The organism is Nocardia sp. NPDC051833 (assembly GCF_040681225.1).
GTDB lineage: Bacteria > Actinomycetota > Actinomycetes > Mycobacteriales > Mycobacteriaceae > Nocardia.
In genome coordinates this window covers 58,213-76,104 of sequence record NZ_JBFAYK010000005.1, presented here as the reverse complement: position 1 = coordinate 76,104, position 17,892 = coordinate 58,213, and the positions used below count along the sequence as shown (strand labels likewise).

Sequence of the window (17,892 nt, the reverse complement as noted above, 5' to 3'; positions counted from 1 at the left end):
ATCGGGGACGGGCTGCCCGGGCTCCGGCCCGACCGCCGGCCGCGTGGCCATCCGACCCCGCGCCTGGATCCGGCCAGAAGTCGCGGAGAGGCGGGACAGCTAGGAGCGTACGGTCGCCGACCGTACGCCTTCGGCGAGTTCCGACGTCAGCGCCCGGACCGCGTCCAGACCCTCGGCGGCCGCCGAGACCAGCGCCGATCCGACGATGACGCCGTCCGCGTAAGCGGCGATCTCGGCGGCCTGGGCCCCCGAGCGAACACCCAGACCGACACCGATCGGGATGTCGGAATGCGCGCGGACGCGGGCGCACAGCGCGGGCGCGGCCGAGGAGACCACGTCGCGAGCACCGGTCACACCCATGGTCGAGGCGGCGTAGATGAATCCGCGCGAAGCCTCGAGCGTCTTCACCAGGCGCTCCTCGGTCGAGGACGGCGCGACCAGGAAGATGCGATCCAGGTTGTGCGTGGCCGAGGCGATGAACCAGTCGTCGGCCTCGTCCGGGATCAGGTTCGGCGTGATGATGCCCGCGCCACCGGCCGCGGCCAGGTCGCGGGAGAAGGTGTCGACGCCGTACTGGAGCACCGGGTTCCAGTAGCTCATCACCACGGCCTGCCCACCGGCGGAGGTGATCGCCTCGACGACGGAGAACACGTCGCGCACCCGGACGCCACCGCGCAGCGCCTGCTCGGCGGCGGCCTGGATGGTGGGTCCGTCCATCACCGGGTCGGAGTAGGCGACGCCGACTTCGACGATGTCACAGCCGGATTCGACCATGGCCTTGCACACCTCGATGGAACCGGCCAGATCGGGATAGCCCGCGGGCAGGTAGCCGATCAGGGCGGCCCGGTTCTCCGCGCGCGCGGCGGCGAAGGTGTTGGCCAGACGGGACTGCTGACTCACTGAGCGTTCTCCTCGGCGGCGTCGTCGTCGAACAGATTGAACCAGCGACCCGCGGTGTCCATGTCCTTGTCGCCGCGACCGGACAGGTTGACCAGGATGATCGCGCCCTCGCCGAGCTCCTTGCCGAGCTGCAGCGCGCCGGCCACGGCGTGCGCGGACTCGATCGCCGGGATGATGCCCTCCGAGCGGGACAGCAGCAGCAGCGCGTCCATCGCCTCGGTGTCGGTGATCGGCGCGTACTCCGCGCGCCCGATGTCCTTGAGGTGGGCGTGCTCGGGGCCGACGCCCGGGTAGTCCAGACCGGCCGAGATCGAATGCGACTCGATGGTCTGGCCGTCCTCGTCCTGCAGCAGGTACGAGTACGCGCCCTGGAACGCGCCGGGCGTACCGCCGGTGAAGGTGGCCGCGTGCCTGCCGGTCTCGACGCCGTCACCGGCCGCCTCGTAGCCGATCAGCCGCACACCCGCGTCGGGGATGAAGGCGTGGAAGATGCCGATGGCGTTGGAGCCGCCGCCGACGCAGGCCACGACCGCGTCGGGCAGCCTGCCCACGCGCTCGGTGATCTGCTGGCGCGCCTCGATCCCGATGATGCGCTGGAAATCGCGCACCATCAGCGGGAACGGGTGCGGACCCGCGGCGGTGCCGAAGCAGTAGTAGGTGTCGTCGGCGTTGGAGACCCAGTCGCGCAGCGCCTCGTTGATGGCGTCCTTGAGGGTCTGCGAACCGGTGGTCACCGAGACGACCTCGGCGCCGAGCAGCCGCATCCTGGCCACGTTCAGCGCCTGGCGGGCGGTGTCGACGGCGCCCATGTAGATGACACAGTCCAGGCCGAGCAGCGCGCACGCGGTCGCGGTGGCCACGCCGTGCTGGCCGGCGCCGGTCTCGGCGATGACCCGGGTCTTGCCCATCCGCTTGGCGAGCAGCGCCTGGCCGAGCACGTTGTTGATCTTGTGCGAGCCGGTGTGGTTGAGGTCCTCGCGCTTGAGGAAGATCCGCGCGCCCCCGGCGTGCTGGGCCAGGTTGGCGCACTCGAACACCGGCGACGGACGGCCGGTGTAGTCGCGCTGCAACCGGTCGAGCTCGTCGAGGAAGGTGTGGTCGGTGCGGACCTTGTCGTACTCGGCGGTGACCTCCTCGATCACCGCCATCAGCGCCTCGGGGACGTGCCGTCCGCCGTAGACGCCGAAGTGGCCGCCCGCGTCGGGCTCGTAGTCGCTGTGCTGGGCGACACCGGCGCTGGCCTGGGGCAGCGCGGTCACCGGATGCTCCGCCGGGCCGGCTTCGGGCAGGACGGGTGGGTACCGGCGGTCACCAGCTCGGACACCGCGGCCCGCGGGTTCCCGCTGGTCACCAGGCCCTCGCCGACGAGCACCGCGTCGGCGCCCGCGCCGGCGTAGGCCAGCAGGTCGGCGGTGCCGCGGATGCCGGACTCGGCCACCCGGATGACCTCCGACGGCAGGCCGGGGGCGATCCGCGCGAACACGTCGCGGTCGACCTCGAGGGTCTTGAGGTTGCGCGCGTTGACACCGATCACCGACGCGCCCGCTTCCAGCGCGCGGTCGGCCTCCTCCTCGGTGTGCACCTCCACCAGGGCGGTCATGCCCAGGGATTCGGTGCGGTCGATCAGCGCGGACAGCACGTCCTGCTCGAGCGCGGCCACGATCAGCAGGATCACGTCGGCGCCATGGGCACGGGCCTCGTGGATCTGGTACGGGCCGATGACGAAGTCCTTGCGCAGGACCGGGATGTTCACGGCGGCGCGGACGGCATCGAGATCGTCGAGCGACCCACCGAACCGCCTGCCCTCGGTGAGCACGCTGATGATGCGCGCGCCACCGTCTTCGTAGGCCTTGGCCAGGACGGCCGGATCGGGGATGTCGGCCAGCGCGCCCTTGGAGGGGCTGGCACGCTTCACCTCGGCGATGACACCGATCCCGTCCTCGTGCAACGCGGCGTTCGCGTTCAGCGGCGCCTTGGCGGCGGCCGCTGCGGCTTTGATCGCCTGAAAATCGAGGAGGGCTTCGCGAGCGGCAACATCCGCCCGAACCCCGTCGAGAATCGAGTCGAGTACCGTCATCTGGCTCGAATCCTTTCTGGGGAGACGAACTTCTCACCTGAGAGTCCCCTCAGGCGCTGTCTCACCGATGCTTGACAACAATAAATGGCTGCCGCGCGTGTCACTGCGGCGGGGGTGCCGGGGGTCACGGTGCGCGGCCGGTCGACTTGTCGTCGCCGTCTTGCCCCTCGGCGGTGTCGGTGGGATCGGTGCCCGCGTCGAGCGCGTCCCACAGCACCCGGTCCGACAGCGGCGCGGCGGTGCCGGTCTCCTCGCGCTGCTTGGTCACCTCCGCGCTGGCGTCGGCCCGGCGGAACACGGGGTTGTCGTATTTGCCGGACAGCTGCGAACTTCCGTCGGTGCGGCGGGTGAGCAGCACCCCGGCGATCAGCGCCAGCACCGCCGCCACGATCGACAGCAGCGCGGGGCCGACATGCGCGTCGGCACCGCTGACGACCGCGCGCACCGGCAGTTCGGCCAGCGTGCCCGCCCGCTCCGCGGTCCTGCCCTCCCCCACCACCAGCGCGAACCCGGGCACCGCCGCGACCGCGGCGACGACCGCGACGACCACGCCGAGCAGCTGGCGCAGCGCCCCCTTCACCGCGAACACCGCGGCGATCGAGGCGACCAGCACCAGGGCCAGCGGGGTGAGCGCGCCGAACCAGGTGGCACCGTCGAGCTCGTCGGTGCGCGGTTCGGTGAGCCCGTCGGCGGAGTGCACCGTCACCCAGGTCATCCGCGACGACGCCCACAGCCCCGCCGCGGCCAAGGCGAGCAGAGCCACCGGGACGATGGGCTTGGTGGCCTTGGCGGTGTCGGCGGGCGCGTCGGTCACGAGGCGCCGTCCTCGTAGGTTCGCAGGGTCTGCGCGGCCGCGATCGCCTTGAGCACCGCCATGGCCTTGTTGCGGGCCTCGGTGTCCTCGTAGACCGGGTCGGAGTCGGCGACCACGCCCGCGCCCGCCTGCACGTAGGCGGTGCCGTCCTTGAGCAGCGCGGTGCGGATGGCGATGGCGGTGTCGGCGTCACCGGCGAAGTCGAGGTAGCCGACGACGCCGCCGTAGACGCCGCGCCGGGTCGGTTCGAGTTCCTCGATGAGCTCCATCGCCCGGACCTTCGGCGCGCCCGACAGCGTGCCCGCAGGGAAGCAGGCCTGCACCGCGTCGAGCGCGATCTTGCCCTCGGCGAGCTGGCCGGACACCGTCGAGACCAGGTGCATGACGTGGCTGTAGCGCTCGACGTGACGGTACTGGGTGACCCGCACGGTGCCGGGGCGGCAGACCCGGCCCAGGTCGTTGCGGCCCAGATCGACGAGCATCAGGTGCTCGGCGTTCTCCTTGTCGTCGGCCAGCAGGTCCTTCTCCAGCAGGATGTCGTCCTCGGCGCTCTGTCCGCGCCAGCGGGTACCCGCGATCGGGTGCGTCGTCGCGACGCCGTCCTTCACGGTGACCAGTGACTCGGGGCTGGAGCCGACGATGGAGAACGCGGTGCCGCCGTCGCCGTCGGGGATGTGCATCAGGTACATGTACGGGCTCGGGTTCGACGCCCGCAGCATCCGGTAGACCGCCAGCGGCGAGCCGGTGTAGTCCATCTCGAAGCGCTGCGAGAGCACCACCTGGAACGCCTCGCCCGCCTCGATCTCCTTGATCAGGCGGCGCACGCCCGCGCCGAACTCCTCGGTGGTGCGCCTGCGCAGGTACTCCGGCTCGGGCCGGTCGAAGACCGACACGGTCGAGGGCGCGGGCGCGGCCAGCGCGGCGGTCATCCGGTCCAGCCGGGCGACGGCGTCGTCGTAGGCGGCGTCGGCGTTCTCGTCGGTGCCGTTCCAGTTCACCGCGTTGGCGATCAGGGTGATCGCGCCCTCGTGGTGGTCGAACGCGGCGAGGTCGGTGGCCAGCATCAGCACCAGTTCGGGCAGTTGCAGATCGTCGGCGGCCAGCTCGGGCAGCCGTTCGATCCGGCGCACCGCGTCGTAGCCGAGGTAGCCGACCAGGCCACCGGTCAGCGGCGGCAGGCCGGGCAGCCGCTCGGTGCGCAGCAGTTCGAGGGTCTCGTGCAGCGCGCGCAGCGGGTCGCCGCCCGACGGCGCGTCGGCGGGGACGACGCCGAGCCAGGCCGCCTCGCCGTCGACGACGGTCAGCGCCGACGGGCTGCCCGCGCCGATGAACGACCAGCGCGACCACGAGCGACCGTTCTCGGCGGACTCGAACAGGAAGGTGCCCGGCCGGTCGTCGGCCAGCTTCCGGTAGGCCGAGAGCGGAGTCTCGGAGTCCGCCAGCACCTTTCGGGTCACCGGGACCACCCGGTGCTCGGCGGCGAGCACCCGGAACTGGTCGCGGGTCGTGGTGGTTGATGTCGACGCGCCCTGCATGACCCCATCATCCCAGGCGGGTCGCGACACCTGTGCGCTGACCCGACCCCGTGACGCGACAAGGGGTGATCGGCATCACTACACTCGCGCGCGTTCCATGTCGCATGCGGTATCCCCCCCTTTCCGAGAGGAGCAATGTTGTACCCCTCGCACCAGGGCGCTCAGGACGGCCGGCTGGCCGCCCCGTCGCAGCAGCACTACGGTCCCGGCCAGCTGTCCGCGGCGAGCGCGCTCACGTCGTTCGTCACCTACGCCAAAGAGATGCAGGATCTGGACGAGAAGGCCTACCCGGACGAATACGCCGCGCACTGCGATCGGATCCGGCAACTCGAGCCGATGCTGCGCGTGCACGGCATCCTCGACGTGATGGAGATCCGCAACCCGGAGATCGCCGCCCTGCTCAAGCGCTGACGCGCCCGTTCGACGGGTGCGGTCCGTCGGGGGCGGTGCCGGTCGAACCGAAGATGTCCCCGTTCGCGTGCGCGGGCGGGGATCTTCCGTACCTCCGGCCCGGTCGATAGGGTCGAATCATGCAGCCAGGCCAGCACGCCCCCCAGTTCGCGCTCCCCGACCAGTCCGCCCAGCTCCGCACGCTCGACGGCTTGCTCGCCGACGGCCCGCTCGTGCTGTTCTTCTACCCGGCGGCCAATACCCCCGTGTGCACGGCCGAAGCCTGCCACTTCCGCGATCTGAGCGCGGAGTTCGCCGCCATCGGCGCCTCCTGCGCGGGCATCAGCACCGACAGCGCCGAGGTGCAGGCCGGGTTCGCCGCCAAGCAGCGACTGGACTACCCGGTGCTCTCCGATGCCGACGGCGCCGTAGCGGCGGCGTTCGGCGTCAAGCGTGGGCTGCTGGGCAAACTCGCCCCGGTCAAGCGGCACACCTTCGTCATCGATACCGACCGGACCATCCTGAAGGTCGTCACCGGCGAGCTCCGCGCGGCGGTGCACGCCGACGAGGCGCTGGCCTTCCTGCGCGCCCGCGCGACCGCGGCGGAGTAACCGGCGAAACGCCGGGCGCCGGATCGGCGTCCGGCGTCATCGACCCCTCTACGCTGGGGAGATGACAACCGGCGAGGTGCAGTCGAGCGGTCAGAAGTCCACGATGACCGTGTGGCGCAACCGGGCGATCATCACGGTCGCCACGGCCGTCGTGCTGGTGATCGCCTATCTGATCCTGTCCTCGTTCATCCCGCGCTGGTGGGCGCAGCGACTGGCGAGCATGGTGCACGGCAGCTTCACCCAGGGCATCTGGTGGGGCCTGGTCTACGGACTGGTGTTCACCCTCGTCCCGCTGCTGCTGGTGCTGCTGGCGGTGCGCGTGTGGAATCGCAAGGGCGGCAAGTTCATCGCGGGCGCGGCGGTGATCATCGCGCTGCTGCTGGCGCTGCCCAACCTGATGACGCTGACGATCGTGCTCGGCGGCAACAACGCGGCGCACGCGGGTCAGCGCATCCTCGACGTCGACGCCCCCGCCTTCCGCGGCGCCTGCCTGGTCGGCGCGATCGTGGCGGCGGTGGTGTTCGCGCTCGTCCTCGCGCTGATGGGCAAGCGCGGTCTCACCCGTCGCAAGGCCGCCAAGTCCGCCGAGAACCCGCCCGCCCAGACCCCGCCGATGACCGGCGCGCAATAGCCGTTTCACATAATCCCAGCAACACGCCACCACGACGGGGGCTCCACGCGGCCGCGGTGACCTAAGCTCCGATCCCATGCCGAGGGGGAGCAGCGACACGACCGTCCTGGTGTTCGGCGCGGGTCCGGCGGGACTCGTTCTCGGCAACATCCTGCGCGCGGCCGGGATCGACGTGCTGATCCTGGAACGGCGCGACCGCGCCCACATCGAGCAGCGCGCCCGCGCCGGTTTCCTCGCCCCCGCCAGTGTCGCGGTGCTGGCCGAGCACGGACTCGACACCGGCTTGCGGGCAGGCGGGCACACGCACCAGACCTGTGAATTCCGCAGCGACAGCGCCCGGATCGAGCTGTCCTACGACGAGCTCGGGCGCGGCGAGGTGCACACCGTCTACCCGCAGCAGCGGCTGGTCACCGATCTGGTCGCCGAGTACCTGCGCCGCGGCGGCGAGCTGCGGTGCGCGACCACCGCCGAGCAGATCGGTGACGAACACGGCGACAAGCCGTGGGTGCTCGCCCGCACCGCCGACGGTGCGAGCTCCCGGATCACCGCCCGCTACCTCGTCGGCTGCGACGGCGCGCAGGGCGCGGCCCGCCGGCGGGTGCGCGGCCCGCGATCCACCCACGACTACGCCATCACCTGGCTCGCGCTGCTGGCCCAGGCCCCGCCGACGACCGACACCGTCGCCTACGGCGTCCACCCCGACGGTTTCGCGGGCCAGATGCCGCGCAGCCCCGAGGTGACCCGCTACTACCTGCAGTGCGCCGGCGAGGACGCCCTGCGCTGGAGCGAGGACCGGGTCTGGAACGCGCTGTCCGACCGGCTGCGCGCCGACCGGTACGGGCCGCTGCGGACGGGCCCGATCATCGAGCGCGGACTGGTCCGGTTGCGGTCGGAGATCCTCGACCCGATCCAGCAGGGGCGGCTGTTCCTCGCCGGCGACGCGGCCTCCACGATCAGCCCGTCCGCTGCCAAGGGCGCCAATCTGGCCATCCTCACCGCGCGGTCGCTCGCGGCGGCGCTGATCGCCGCGATCGTGGACGGCGACGAGTCGGCCCTGCGCGCGCATTCGGCCGACTGCGTCCCGCGCATCCGGCGCGCGCACGAGTTCTCGCACTGGATGATCGGCCTGCTGCATCCACCGACCGGCCCGCACGCGGGTTTCGAACGCGAGCTCCAGCAGGCCCGGCTGCACAGTCTGGCCACCTCACGACCACATCAGGATTTCTTCGCGGAGAACTACGTCGGTATCTGAATCCAGGAGGATGCGTGACCCGCTCGCCGGCAGTGCGATCCAGGATCGACCCGCTAGATCACGACCGCGTCGCCGCGGCCGTGCAGTTCGTCGCCACCCATGACACCGACAGCGTGCTCGCCCGGCTGCTGCCCCGCCTCGGCGAGGCCGAACGCTCGGCGATCGCCGAGCGCTGCCGGTTCGCGCACGCCGCGGTCATGGTGTTCCCGCCCGATCTCGCCACCCTCGACGACCTGCTCGCGGCGCACGACCTCACGATCGCCTCGAACGAGCCCAGCGTGGTGGTCCGACAGCGCCTGGCCGCCCGGCACGGCCTGGACCCCCAGCGGGTCCCGGTCCGGATCGTGCGCGCCGCGCTCCCGGCCGCCGACGGAACACCCTGCGCGATCGAGATCTTCGCGCTGCCCGCCGCGCCCGCCGAGGTAGCCGCCGTCGAACGCGCCGAGGCGCACGAGGCCCACATCGCGCTGGCCACCGGCCCCGTCGACCCCGTGACTCTCGCCGGGCTGCGCGCGCTGCTCACCGGCCCGGGCGGGCTGCGCCCCGACCAGGGCGGCTACAACGACCGCGAGGACGCGACCAGCTTCTACTTCCGCAGGCCGGGCGCGCGGACCGACCGGCGGGTGGAGCTCTATGTGGCCGGCGCGCACCCGCGCGAACTCGCGCGACACACCCGCGAATCCGCCGACCCGGCGACCCGGCTGCTCGGGCTGCTCACCGGCGCCTGGGCGACCCAGGCGCTCGCCGTCACCGCCGGGTCCGGCATCGCCGACCGGCTCGCCGCGGCCCCGGGTGGCCCGCTCGGCGAGCTCGCCGCAGCGACCGGCACCGATCTCGACGCGCTCGGCAGGCTGCTGCGCTACCTGGCCCAGCTCGAGGTCGTCGAGCCGCTCGGCGCGGGCTACACGCTCACCGAGACCGGCAGGCTGCTCGTCGCCGACGCCCAGCCGTCGCTGCATCCGCTGGCCTGCCTCTACGGCGGCGCGTTCTACGAGTCCTTCGGCGAGCTCGGCTACGCCGTGCGCACCGGCCGCACGGCCTTCGACCACCACTTCGGGGCGCATCATTTCGACTACTTCCGCGCCGACCCGGAGCGGGCGAGCCTGTTCGACCGGGCCATGGCGGCGAGCGCATCGATCTTCGGCCAGGTCGCCGGGCTCGTCGGCGCCGCCACCGCGCGCACGGTGGTCGACGTCGGCGGCGGCACCGGCGAATTGCTGGCACGCGTGGTGGCGGCCCACCCGCAGCTGCGCGGCATCCTGTTCGAACGCGAGACCACGCTGCCCCGGGCGCGCACCACCTTGGCGGCGGCGGGCTGTCTGTCCCGCTGCGAATTGGTCGGCGGGGACTTCTTCACCGCCGAGGTGCCCACCGGGGGTGACGTCTACCTGCTGTCGCGGGTCCTGCACGACTGGGACGACGCGGACTGCCGCGCGATTCTGCGTGGGTGCGCCGCGGCGATGTCCGAGCATTCCCGGCTCTACATCGTCGAACGGCTGCTCCCCGAGGACGGGTCCCGCTCCCTCGCCCCCGCGTGGGACCTGCACATGCTGTGCAATGTCGGCGGACGCGAACGCACCGTCACCCACTATCGCGCGGTGCTGCGGTCGGCCGGACTCGAGCTGATCGGGCACGACGACCTGCCGCTGGGCTTCGCACTGCTGCAGGCCCGGCACACCGGCACCTGACCAGCGCGGCGCCGCGTCCGCGCGCATCGTCGGTGCGCGCGGACGCGACAGCGCCTGGGGCGACGGGCTTTTCGCGATAGGGCACTCGCCTTGCTGTGAGTGACCTCACGACCGCGGCCAACTCGCGGACGACACAGCGACGTCGTGGCAAACTCTGTTCGGTGCGCGTTCCAGTTCACCCGTCCTGTCGCCCGGCCGTGAGGCTGTGCCGGCGATGACCCAGTGGCTCGACCCCGTCGAACAGCGCGCCTGGCAGGCGATCGTGACGCTCATGGCCCGGATCCCGGGCGCGCTCGATACGCGGCTGCAACGCGAGGCCGGGCTGACCCATTTCGAGTTCCGGGTGCTGAGCCTGCTGTCCGAGGAAGCGGGCCATCGCCTGCAGCTGAGTGATCTCGCCCACAAAGCAAACGCGTCGCTATCGCGACTGTCGCATGTGGTCTCCAAGCTGGAGCGACTGGGCTGGGCGCGGCGCGACTCCACCGCGGGCAGGCGCGGCGTGCACGCGGTACTCACCGACGCCGGTTTCGAGAAGGTGCTCGCCGCCGCGCCGGGCTACGTGGACGCGGTGCGCAGGCTGGTGCTCGACGGACTCGACGACGAACAGACCGCTCAGCTGGCCGAGCTCGGCGAGGCTCTGTCGGCCCGGCTGCACAGCGTGCTGGCCGAGGACGGGGACTAGTCGGCGGCCAGCAGCACGTCGGTGTCGAAGCAGGTGTGCGTACCGGTGTGACAGGCCGCGCCCTCCTGGTCGACGATCAGCAGGATGGTGTCGCCGTCGCAGTCCAGGCGCACCTCGTGCACGTACTGGGTGTGGCCCGAGGTCTCGCCCTTGACCCAGTACTGCTGCCGCGAGCGCGAGAAGTAGGTGCCCTTGCGGGTCTCGATGGTCCTGGCCAGGGCCTCGTCGTCCATCCAGGCCATCATCAGCACGTCGCCGGTCGACTTCTCCTGGGCGACGGCGGCGACCAGACCCGCGTCGTTGCGCTTGAGACGTGCGGCGATGGCGGGATCCAGGCTCATGCCTCGTTTATAACAGCCGTACCGGGACGAGCCGACTGCCCGGTCTGCAGCTCGATCGCCACCAGCAGTTCCACCAGGTCGTTGACGCTGCGCACATTGCGCCCGGTCAGCTCCTGGATCCGCCCGAGCCGGTACTTGGCGGTGTTGAGGTGGATGTGCAGCGTGTCGGCGGCTTCGCGCAGGTTCATGTCGGCGGCGGCGAAGGCGCGGATGGTCTCGGCCAGCGAGCCGCCGCGGGCGCGGTCGTCGGCCAGCGCGGCGCCGATGCGCGGGTCGACGAGCTGGCGGGTGGTGTCGTCGGCGCGCAGCAGCAGGTACCGGAACGGCGTGAGCTGCGGGAGCGCGAGCACGCCGCCGTCCTCGGGCAGCAGGGCCAGCGCAGCCTGCGCCTGCCGGTAGGCGCGCGGGATCTGGGCGACCTCGGTGACCGCGGTGCTCACGCCGACGGCCAGGGCGATGCCCTCGGCGGCGAGTTCCTCGCGCATCGCGCGCAGCCGGTCGCACAGCTGCTCGGCCGAGCCGTCGCGACCCAGCGCGGGAATCGCGACGATCTCCCCGCCGCGCACCACCGACAGCGTGCGCAGCCCATTGACGCCGACGCGCGCCGCCGCGGCCGACACCACTTGCCGTGCGTCCCCGAGCCCGTCGGCGGAGTCGGCGCGCGCCGAGCCGTCGAGCACCACGGCCGTCACCACCACCAGCGGCGTGGTGCGGTCCGCGCCGATCCCGTGCGCGGTGGCCACCGACAGGTGCGGGCCGCCCGCGGGCAGGGTGCCGTCGAGCAGGGTGTCCATCAGCGCCTGGCTGTCGCGGCCGGATTCGGCGGCCACGTACTGCTGGAACTCGAGATACGCGTCGGTGGCCTGGGTGCTGATCAGGTCGGTGTAGCGGGCCAGCGGCCCGGCCAGGGAGAGCACGGCCTCGCGGCCCGCCTCGGTGTCACCGGCGTGGGCGAGCAGCGATTTCCAGATGGCGCGCTGCCCGAGCCGGAACGCGGCGATGTAGTCGACCAGCGGCAGACCCGAGCGCGCCCGCCGGGCCGCGGCCTGCCGGGCGTAGGTGACATCGGCCGGGGTGACCCGCTTGCGTTCGAGCAGCGCGCCGAGCCCGGTCCGGCTGAGCCGGGCGAGCTGGTCGTGCACGTCGGCGAGGAAACCGGGGTCGGCGGTGCCGTAGCCGGGCAGCTCGGTGCGCAGCTTGGCCATCACGTCGTCGGCGATGTCGTCGGCGTGGTCGTAGGCGCAACCGACGATGCGCGCGCGCTCGGCGTGCACCGGATCCGAGATCGACGCGGTGAGCAGATGTGATCCAGCCGACATGTCCGGGGAGTTTGCATGTCCGATTTCACAGTGTCAACCGTCTGCCGCCCTGTCCGCAGCGGACGATGCCGTGCGCGAAAGTTGGTCCGCAACGTCCGATGTGGCCCGTGACCTGCGAACTTACTGTTCGTCGCATGCTCGAGATAACCAACCTGACGGTGCGCTTCGGCGGCATCACCGCGCTGCGGGAGGTCGGGTTCGCGGTCGCTCCCGGGGAGATGGTCGGCCTGATCGGACCGAACGGCGCGGGCAAGACCACCCTCTTCAACTGCCTGACCCGGCGCCACCGGCCGACGTCGGGGACCCTGCGCTACCGCGACACCGATCTGTCGACGGTCCGGCCCGACGCGCTGGCCGGGCTCGGCATCGCCCGTACCTTCCAGAACCTCGGCCTGTTCCCCCGGCTCTCGGTCCGCGACAACGTCCTGGTCGGTGCCCATCATCGCGCTTGCGCCGGCTTCGTCTCGGCGGGCCTGCGGCTGCCGAAGGTCCGCCGCGAGGAGCGGATGCTGCGTGCGGAAGCCGACGAGCTGCTCGACCGCCTCGAACTGACGGCGGTGGCCGACCATCCCGCGGCGGGCCTGCCGTTCGGCACGCTCAAGCGCATCGAACTGGCCAGGGCGCTCGCGGTCCGGCCCCGGCTGCTGCTGCTCGACGAGCCGGTCAACGGCCTGAGCCACGGCGAGGTCGACGAGTTCGCCGAGCGCCTGCGCGCGCTGCAGGCCGATCTCGACCTCACCGTCGTGGTGGTCGAACACCACATGGGTTTCGTCATGGGCACCTGCGACCGGGTGGTGTGCCTGGAGTTCGGGCAGGTCATCGCCGAGGGCGAACCCGCTGCGGTGCAACGGGATCCGGCCGTCGTCCGCGCGTACCTGGGAGCCGCTTCGTGAGTGAGTTCCTTGTCGTCACCGACCTGCACGCCGGGTACGGCGCGGCGAAAGTGCTGCACGGCGTGAGCTTCTCGGTCGCCGAGGGCGCGGTGTGCGCGATCCTCGGGCCCAACGGCGCGGGCAAGACGACGCTGCTGCGGGCCCTGTGCGGCATGGTCAAGGTGCGCGGCGCGCTGCGGCTGGGCGGCACCGAGGTGACCGGCCGTGCCCCGGAGGCGATGGCGCGCCTCGGCGTCGCCCACGTGCCCGAGGGCCGTGGCACCTTCGCGCCGCTGTCCGTCGAGGAGAACCTGCGCCTGGGCGCCTACACCCGGCGTGACCGCGCGGGCGTCGAGGCCGACCTGCGCCGCATCCACGACTACTTCCCGATCCTGCGCGACAAACGGCGCGAACCGGCGGGCGGCCTGTCCGGCGGCCAGCAGCAGATGCTCGCCATCGGCCGAGCGCTGATGCTGCGGCCGCGGCTGCTGCTGCTCGACGAGCCATCGCTGGGGCTGTCCCCGCTGGTCACCCAGGAGTTGTTCGGGATCGTGCACACCATCAACGAAGAGGAACGCACCACCGTGATCGTCGTCGAGCAGAACGCTCATCTGGCCCTTGGCATCGCCCACCAGGCGCACGTGCTGGAGTCCGGGCGCATCGCGCTGTCCGGCACGGCCGCCGAGATCAGGGCCGATGACCAGGTCACCCGCTCCTATCTGGGAATCCGGGTGCGGCCGTGACCGAATTCGTCCAGCAGCTCGTCGAGGGACTCTCGGCGGGCGCGATCTACGCCGGTCTCGCACTGGCCCTCGTACTCATCTACCGGTTCACCGGGATCGTCAACTTCGCCCAGGGCGAGCTGGCCATGTTCTCGGCGTTCCTGGCCTGGCAGCTGAGCCAGACCATGCCGTTCTGGGCGGCGCTGCCGCTCACCCTGGCCATCTCCTTCGTCGCGGGGATGCTCATCGAACGGGTGGTCATCCGCCCGGTCGAGGGCGCGCCCGAGATCACCCTGGTGATCGTCACAGTCGGTCTGTTCTTCACCGTGCACGCGGTGGCGGGCTGGATCTGGTCCTACCAGGTGAAGTCGTTCCCGAATCCGTTCCCGGACGGCGCTTTCCGCACCGCGGGCGTGAGCGTCGGCTACGGCAGCCTCGGCATTCTCGCCGTCGTCGCGGTGGTGATGGCACTGCTGTATCTGCTGTTCCGGTTCACCGGGATCGGCCTGGCCATGCGGGCGGTGGCCTGTAATCCGCAGTCCGCCCGGCTGGTCGGCATCCGGGTCGGCACGGTGCTCGCGCTCGGCTGGGGGCTGGCCGCGCTGGTCGGCGCGGTCTCGGGGGTGCTGTCGGCGCCGCTGCTGTTCCTCGAACCCAACATGATGGGCGGCGTTCTCATCTACGCCTTCGCGGCGGCCACCCTCGGCGGCTTCGACTCCCCCGGCGGCGCGGTGGCGGGCGGCCTGATCGTCGGCGTCGCCGAAACCCTCACCGGCGCCTACGTCGACGCGATCGGCACCGAACTCAAGATCGGTGTGCCGCTGGTGATCATCCTGGGCGTGCTCCTGCTGCGCCCGCAAGGTCTGTTCGGACACGCGGCGGTGGAACGGGTATGAGCGAAGTAGAACTCTCCGACAAGACGGTGACAGCCACTTCCGCTGTCCCGCCAGCGACTTCGGTCCTGACCAGGGTGAGCGCGTTCCGGTGGCCGCTGCTCGCGACGGCGGCACTGCTGGTGCTCGCCTGTGCCGCACCCTTCCAGCTGGTGCCCTTCCACACCTTCCAGCTCGCCATGGCGATGGTCTACGCGGTCACCCTGCTCGGATTGAACCTGCTCGTCGGCCACACCGGCCAGATCTCGCTGGGTCACGGCGCGTTCTTCGCGGTCGGCGCCTATACGGCCGCGGTGGCGATGGAGCGCTGGGACACACCGTATATCGCGACCATCCCGCTCGCGGCTGCGGTGACCTTCGTCCTCGGCTTCGCACTCGGCATCCCGGCGCTACGCCTGCGCGGGCTGTATCTGGCGCTGGTCACCCTCGCGATCGCGATATTCCTGGTCCCACTGCTCAAGCGGTTCGACGGCCTGACCGGCGGCTCGATGGGACTCACCGTCGACAAGCCGGTGCCGCCCGCGTGGACCGGGCTCGCCGAGGACCAGTGGCTGTACTTCCTGGCGCTGGCGACGACGGTGACCGCCTTCGTCCTGGTCGCCGGGATGCTGCGATCCCGGGTCGGGCGCGCGCTGCACGCGGTGCGCGACAACGAGATCGCGGCGGAAGTGCTCGGGGTGAACCTGGCCCACTACAAAACCCTGGCCTTCGCCTGGAGCGCCCTGCTGGCCGGTGTCGCGGGCGCGGTCTACACCTGGGTGATCGCCTTCGTCTCGCCCGACTCGTTCGCGCTGACCCTGTCGGTGACGCTGCTGGCCGGACTGGTCGTCGGCGGGCTCGGCACCACCTGGGGTCCGCTGCTCGGCGGCCTGTTCGTGATGTTCGTGCCCAGCTTCGCCCAGGACGTCAATCAGGCGGCGCCCGGCGTCATCTTCGGACTGCTGATCATCGCGGTCATGTACCTCGCGCCCACGGGCCTGGCCGGACTCACCGGCCGGCTGGCGCAACGGCTCGGCCATCTGGTTCGGAAAGGGAAAACACATGCGCACTAAGGCGATCCACACTCTCGGCCTCGCGGCGGCGCTGCTCGCGACGCTCACCGCCTGCGGTGGGCGCGGCGAGGAGACCGGCACCGCCGCCGTCGGCGACTGCCGGGGCCAGCAGACCGTCGGCATCACCGACACCGCCATCAAGCTCGGCGGGGTGTACCCGCTGTCGGGTCCGGCCTCGGCCTACAGCGAAGTGCCCAAGGGCATCAAGGCCTACTTCGACTACGTCAACGCCGAGCAGGGCGGCATCGGTGGACGCAAGGTCGAGTACCTGGTGCGCGACGACGGCTACCAGCCGCCCAAGACCGTCGAGGAGACCCGCAGGCTGGTCGAGCAGGACCAGGTGTTCGCGGTGTTCCAGACCCTGGGCACCGCGACCTCCTCAGCGGTCTGGGACTACCTGGGCCAGCGCAAGGTGCCACAGGTGTTCGTGGCCACCGGCGCGACCAAGTTCGGCGCGGACACCGAGCACCCGTGGACCATCGGCTGGCAGCCCAGCTACCGCACCGAGGGACTCGCGTACGCGCAGTACGTCAAGGCGCAGCGCCCGACCGCGACAGTGGCGGTGCTCTACCAGAACGACGACTTCGGCAAGGATCTGCTCGCCGCGTTCACGGAGGGTGTCGCTGGCAGCGGCGTGACCGTGGTCGCGCAGCAGAGCTTCGAGGTCACCGACCCGACCGTCGACGCGCAGGTCCGCAATCTGGCGAACACGAAAGCCGATGTGCTGCTGAACTTCTCGACCCCGAAGTTCGCCTCGCAGGCGCTGGCCGCCGACGTGCGCAACACCGACTGGAATCCGCTGCACGTGCTGACCCAGGTGTCGAACACGATGGCCACGCTGCGACCGGTCGGCCTGGAGAACGTGCAGGGCGCGGTGAGCGCCGCGTTCCTCAAGGACCCGGCCGACCCGCGCTGGGCCCAGGACGCGGGTATGCAGACCTACAAGAGCAAGCTCACCCAGTACGCGCCCGGCGCCGACCCGGAGAACCAGCACGCCATGGCAGGCTGGGCGATGGCCGAGAGCTTCCGCAAGACGCTGGAGTCGGCGAAGTGCCCGACCCGCGAGGGCCTGCGCGACGCGATGCGCTCCCTCGACAACGTCGCCGTCGACCTGCTGCTGCCCGGTATCAGCATGACGACCGGTGCGAGCGACGGCTATCCGCTCGAGACCGTCGGCATCCAGACCTTCGCGGGCACCCACTGGTCGCTCACCGACGGCCTGATCACGACGAGCAAGTAGCTCCCCCACGTTCCGCGGTCCGCCGCGAAACCCCCGAAGTACACCCCCGATCGATGAGGATCACCGATGAAGATGTCCACCACTCTCGCGACCGCCGCTCTCACGGCGCTGGCCCTGTGCGTCGGCACGGGCACCGGCCACGCCGACCCGGCGGCGCAGACCGACGTGCACTACGAGGTCAGCAGGCAGGGCGACGCCGCCGTCGTCACCACCACTGACGGCAAGCTCCAGATCGTCGGCGATCAGCTGGTGCTCACCACCGGCGCCGACGTCCCGGTCGCCGCGCTGCCGCTGTCCTACCGGATGGACGACAAGCTCTTCCCGATCGCCGCCACCATCGACGGCGGCAAAGCCACCCTGACCCCGTCGCGCGAGGGCGCGACGCCGGTGGCCGCGGCGACCGAGCTGGTCAGCACCGACGCCGCGGTCAAGCAGGTCGCCGAGTCGTTCACCCCGCGCGATCAGGCGGCGCTGGGCGCGTTCAGTCAGCGGGTCGGCATCGGCGGCGCGGTCGCCGCGATCGTCGGCGCGGTGATCGGCGGTGGCGTCGGCTGCCTGGTGGGCGGCGCGGCCGGGGCGACCATCGCCAGCCCGGTGATCGTGCTGCTGGTCCCGTGGGTCGGCGCGACCGTCGCGGGCTGTGTCCTCGGCGCGGCCACCCTCGGCGCCGTCGGCACCATGGTCGGGCTGATCACGGTCGGCGGACCGCTGGCCCTGTTCTCGGCCTACCAGTACTTCTCGACGATCACGGCCCCGTGCCCGGCCGAGCTCGGCGCGTACTGCAAGGATCCCGCGGTGCCCGCCCCAGCGAAGTAGTCCGTCCCACCGCTTCGCCGGTCCGCCCGCACCACGCTCGGGCGGACCGGCTCGTGG

The 17,892-nt window shown here is 71.4% G+C and carries 19 protein-coding genes; 12 read left to right on the top strand and 7 right to left on the bottom strand.

The window, feature by feature from the left end:
* Positions 1–99 precede the first annotated feature (99 nt).
* The 5 genes from trpA to AB0L91_RS31105 all read right to left on the bottom strand — a co-directional run bounded on the left by trpA (position 100) and on the right by AB0L91_RS31105 (position 5,326).
* Positions 100–900: a tryptophan synthase subunit alpha gene (trpA, locus tag AB0L91_RS31125; protein WP_365016099.1), complete on the bottom strand. Its 801-nt coding sequence runs from the start codon at positions 898–900 to the stop codon at positions 100–102.
* Positions 897–2,159 carry a tryptophan synthase subunit beta gene (trpB, locus tag AB0L91_RS31120; protein WP_355283318.1) on the bottom strand — a complete coding sequence of 421 codons (1,263 nt, stop codon included), beginning with the start codon at positions 2,157–2,159 and terminating at the stop codon, positions 897–899. Before trpB ends, trpA begins: the two co-directional genes overlap by 4 nt.
* On the bottom strand, positions 2,156–2,977 hold the full coding sequence (gene trpC, locus AB0L91_RS31115; RefSeq protein ID WP_365016097.1) for an indole-3-glycerol phosphate synthase TrpC: 822 nt from the start codon (positions 2,975–2,977) through the stop codon (positions 2,156–2,158). Before trpC ends, trpB begins: the two co-directional genes overlap by 4 nt.
* A 124-nt stretch (positions 2,978–3,101) precedes the next feature.
* A complete protein-coding gene (locus AB0L91_RS31110) occupies positions 3,102–3,791 on the bottom strand; it encodes a TIGR02234 family membrane protein (RefSeq protein ID WP_365016095.1) in 690 nt (229 codons plus the stop codon).
* Complete coding sequence (locus AB0L91_RS31105) at positions 3,788–5,326, bottom strand: anthranilate synthase component I (protein WP_365016094.1); 1,539 nt, start codon at positions 5,324–5,326, stop codon at positions 3,788–3,790. Before AB0L91_RS31105 ends, AB0L91_RS31110 begins: the two co-directional genes overlap by 4 nt.
* A 135-nt stretch (positions 5,327–5,461) precedes the next feature.
* On the opposite strand from AB0L91_RS31105, the gene AB0L91_RS31100 reads away from it, so the two are divergent.
* From AB0L91_RS31100 to AB0L91_RS31075, 6 genes are all read left to right on the top strand, one after another.
* The gene (locus AB0L91_RS31100) at positions 5,462–5,737 is read left to right on the top strand and encodes a hypothetical protein (RefSeq protein WP_355283305.1); all 276 of its coding nucleotides are present in this window, start codon (positions 5,462–5,464) and stop codon (positions 5,735–5,737) included.
* Positions 5,738–5,856: 119 nt separating this feature from the next.
* Positions 5,857–6,327 (top strand): peroxiredoxin, encoded by a 471-nt coding sequence (locus tag AB0L91_RS31095; protein ID WP_355283302.1) that lies wholly within the window; start codon positions 5,857–5,859, stop codon positions 6,325–6,327.
* Between the two features lie 61 nt (positions 6,328–6,388).
* Complete coding sequence (locus AB0L91_RS31090) at positions 6,389–6,958, top strand: permease (protein WP_365016092.1); 570 nt, start codon at positions 6,389–6,391, stop codon at positions 6,956–6,958.
* Between the two features lie 76 nt (positions 6,959–7,034).
* Positions 7,035–8,210, top strand: coding sequence for a 4-hydroxybenzoate 3-monooxygenase (locus AB0L91_RS31085; protein WP_365016090.1), 1,176 nt, complete (start codon positions 7,035–7,037; stop codon positions 8,208–8,210).
* A gap of 14 nt (positions 8,211–8,224) precedes the next feature.
* Entirely contained in the window at positions 8,225–9,898 is a 1,674-nt protein-coding gene (locus AB0L91_RS31080) for a methyltransferase (protein ID WP_365016088.1), read from the top strand.
* Positions 9,899–10,112: 214 nt separating this feature from the next.
* A complete protein-coding gene (locus AB0L91_RS31075; protein ID WP_365016086.1) occupies positions 10,113–10,580 on the top strand; it encodes a MarR family transcriptional regulator in 468 nt (155 codons plus the stop codon).
* Here AB0L91_RS31075 and hisI read toward each other — a convergent pair.
* Together hisI and AB0L91_RS31065 are read right to left on the bottom strand one after the other, a co-directional pair.
* Positions 10,577–10,921 (bottom strand): phosphoribosyl-AMP cyclohydrolase, encoded by a 345-nt coding sequence (hisI, locus tag AB0L91_RS31070; protein ID WP_365016084.1) that lies wholly within the window; start codon positions 10,919–10,921, stop codon positions 10,577–10,579. The two genes, AB0L91_RS31075 and hisI, sit on opposite strands and share 4 nt — an antisense overlap.
* Complete coding sequence (locus AB0L91_RS31065) at positions 10,918–12,240, bottom strand: helix-turn-helix domain-containing protein (protein ID WP_365016082.1); 1,323 nt, start codon at positions 12,238–12,240, stop codon at positions 10,918–10,920. The genes hisI and AB0L91_RS31065 overlap by 4 nt, the downstream gene beginning before the upstream one ends.
* Positions 12,241–12,374: 134 nt before the next feature.
* On the opposite strand from AB0L91_RS31065, the gene AB0L91_RS31060 reads away from it, so the two are divergent.
* The 6 genes from AB0L91_RS31060 to AB0L91_RS31035 all read left to right on the top strand — a co-directional run bounded on the left by AB0L91_RS31060 (position 12,375) and on the right by AB0L91_RS31035 (position 17,835).
* Entirely contained in the window at positions 12,375–13,133 is a 759-nt protein-coding gene (locus tag AB0L91_RS31060) for an ABC transporter ATP-binding protein (RefSeq protein WP_365016080.1), read from the top strand.
* Entirely contained in the window at positions 13,130–13,855 is a 726-nt protein-coding gene (locus AB0L91_RS31055; protein ID WP_355283278.1) for an ABC transporter ATP-binding protein, read from the top strand. The genes AB0L91_RS31060 and AB0L91_RS31055 overlap by 4 nt, the downstream gene beginning before the upstream one ends.
* Positions 13,852–14,730, top strand: coding sequence for a branched-chain amino acid ABC transporter permease (locus AB0L91_RS31050; protein ID WP_355283276.1), 879 nt, complete (start codon positions 13,852–13,854; stop codon positions 14,728–14,730). The genes AB0L91_RS31055 and AB0L91_RS31050 overlap by 4 nt, the downstream gene beginning before the upstream one ends.
* A complete protein-coding gene (locus AB0L91_RS31045; protein ID WP_365016077.1) occupies positions 14,727–15,779 on the top strand; it encodes a branched-chain amino acid ABC transporter permease in 1,053 nt (350 codons plus the stop codon). Before AB0L91_RS31050 ends, AB0L91_RS31045 begins: the two co-directional genes overlap by 4 nt.
* Complete coding sequence (locus tag AB0L91_RS31040) at positions 15,769–17,019, top strand: ABC transporter substrate-binding protein (RefSeq protein WP_365016075.1); 1,251 nt, start codon at positions 15,769–15,771, stop codon at positions 17,017–17,019. Before AB0L91_RS31045 ends, AB0L91_RS31040 begins: the two co-directional genes overlap by 11 nt.
* Before the next feature lie 72 nt (positions 17,020–17,091).
* Positions 17,092–17,835 carry a hypothetical protein gene (locus tag AB0L91_RS31035; protein ID WP_365016074.1) on the top strand — a complete coding sequence of 248 codons (744 nt, stop codon included), beginning with the start codon at positions 17,092–17,094 and terminating at the stop codon, positions 17,833–17,835.
* Positions 17,836–17,892: the final 57 nt, after the last annotated feature.

Bases quoted from the DNA above. Each gene is read 5' to 3' on its own strand.
- AB0L91_RS31065 (WP_365016082.1), bottom strand. From the start codon at position 12,240: ATGTCGGCTGGATCACATCTGCTCACCGCGTCGATCTCGGATCCGGTG.
- AB0L91_RS31075 (WP_365016086.1), top strand. From the start codon at position 10,113: ATGACCCAGTGGCTCGACCCCGTCGAACAGCGCGCCTGGCAGGCGATC.
- AB0L91_RS31060 (WP_365016080.1), top strand. From the start codon at position 12,375: ATGCTCGAGATAACCAACCTGACGGTGCGCTTCGGCGGCATCACCGCG.
- AB0L91_RS31095 (WP_355283302.1), top strand. From the start codon at position 5,857: ATGCAGCCAGGCCAGCACGCCCCCCAGTTCGCGCTCCCCGACCAGTCC.
- AB0L91_RS31100 (WP_355283305.1), top strand. From the start codon at position 5,462: ATGTTGTACCCCTCGCACCAGGGCGCTCAGGACGGCCGGCTGGCCGCC.
- AB0L91_RS31105 (WP_365016094.1), bottom strand. From the start codon at position 5,326: ATGCAGGGCGCGTCGACATCAACCACCACGACCCGCGACCAGTTCCGG.
- trpC (WP_365016097.1), bottom strand. From the start codon at position 2,977: ATGACGGTACTCGACTCGATTCTCGACGGGGTTCGGGCGGATGTTGCC.
- AB0L91_RS31040 (WP_365016075.1), top strand. From the start codon at position 15,769: ATGCGCACTAAGGCGATCCACACTCTCGGCCTCGCGGCGGCGCTGCTC.
- AB0L91_RS31090 (WP_365016092.1), top strand. From the start codon at position 6,389: ATGACAACCGGCGAGGTGCAGTCGAGCGGTCAGAAGTCCACGATGACC.
- hisI (WP_365016084.1), bottom strand. From the start codon at position 10,921: ATGAGCCTGGATCCCGCCATCGCCGCACGTCTCAAGCGCAACGACGCG.
- AB0L91_RS31035 (WP_365016074.1), top strand. From the start codon at position 17,092: ATGTCCACCACTCTCGCGACCGCCGCTCTCACGGCGCTGGCCCTGTGC.
- AB0L91_RS31085 (WP_365016090.1), top strand. From the start codon at position 7,035: ATGCCGAGGGGGAGCAGCGACACGACCGTCCTGGTGTTCGGCGCGGGT.
- AB0L91_RS31045 (WP_365016077.1), top strand. From the start codon at position 14,727: ATGAGCGAAGTAGAACTCTCCGACAAGACGGTGACAGCCACTTCCGCT.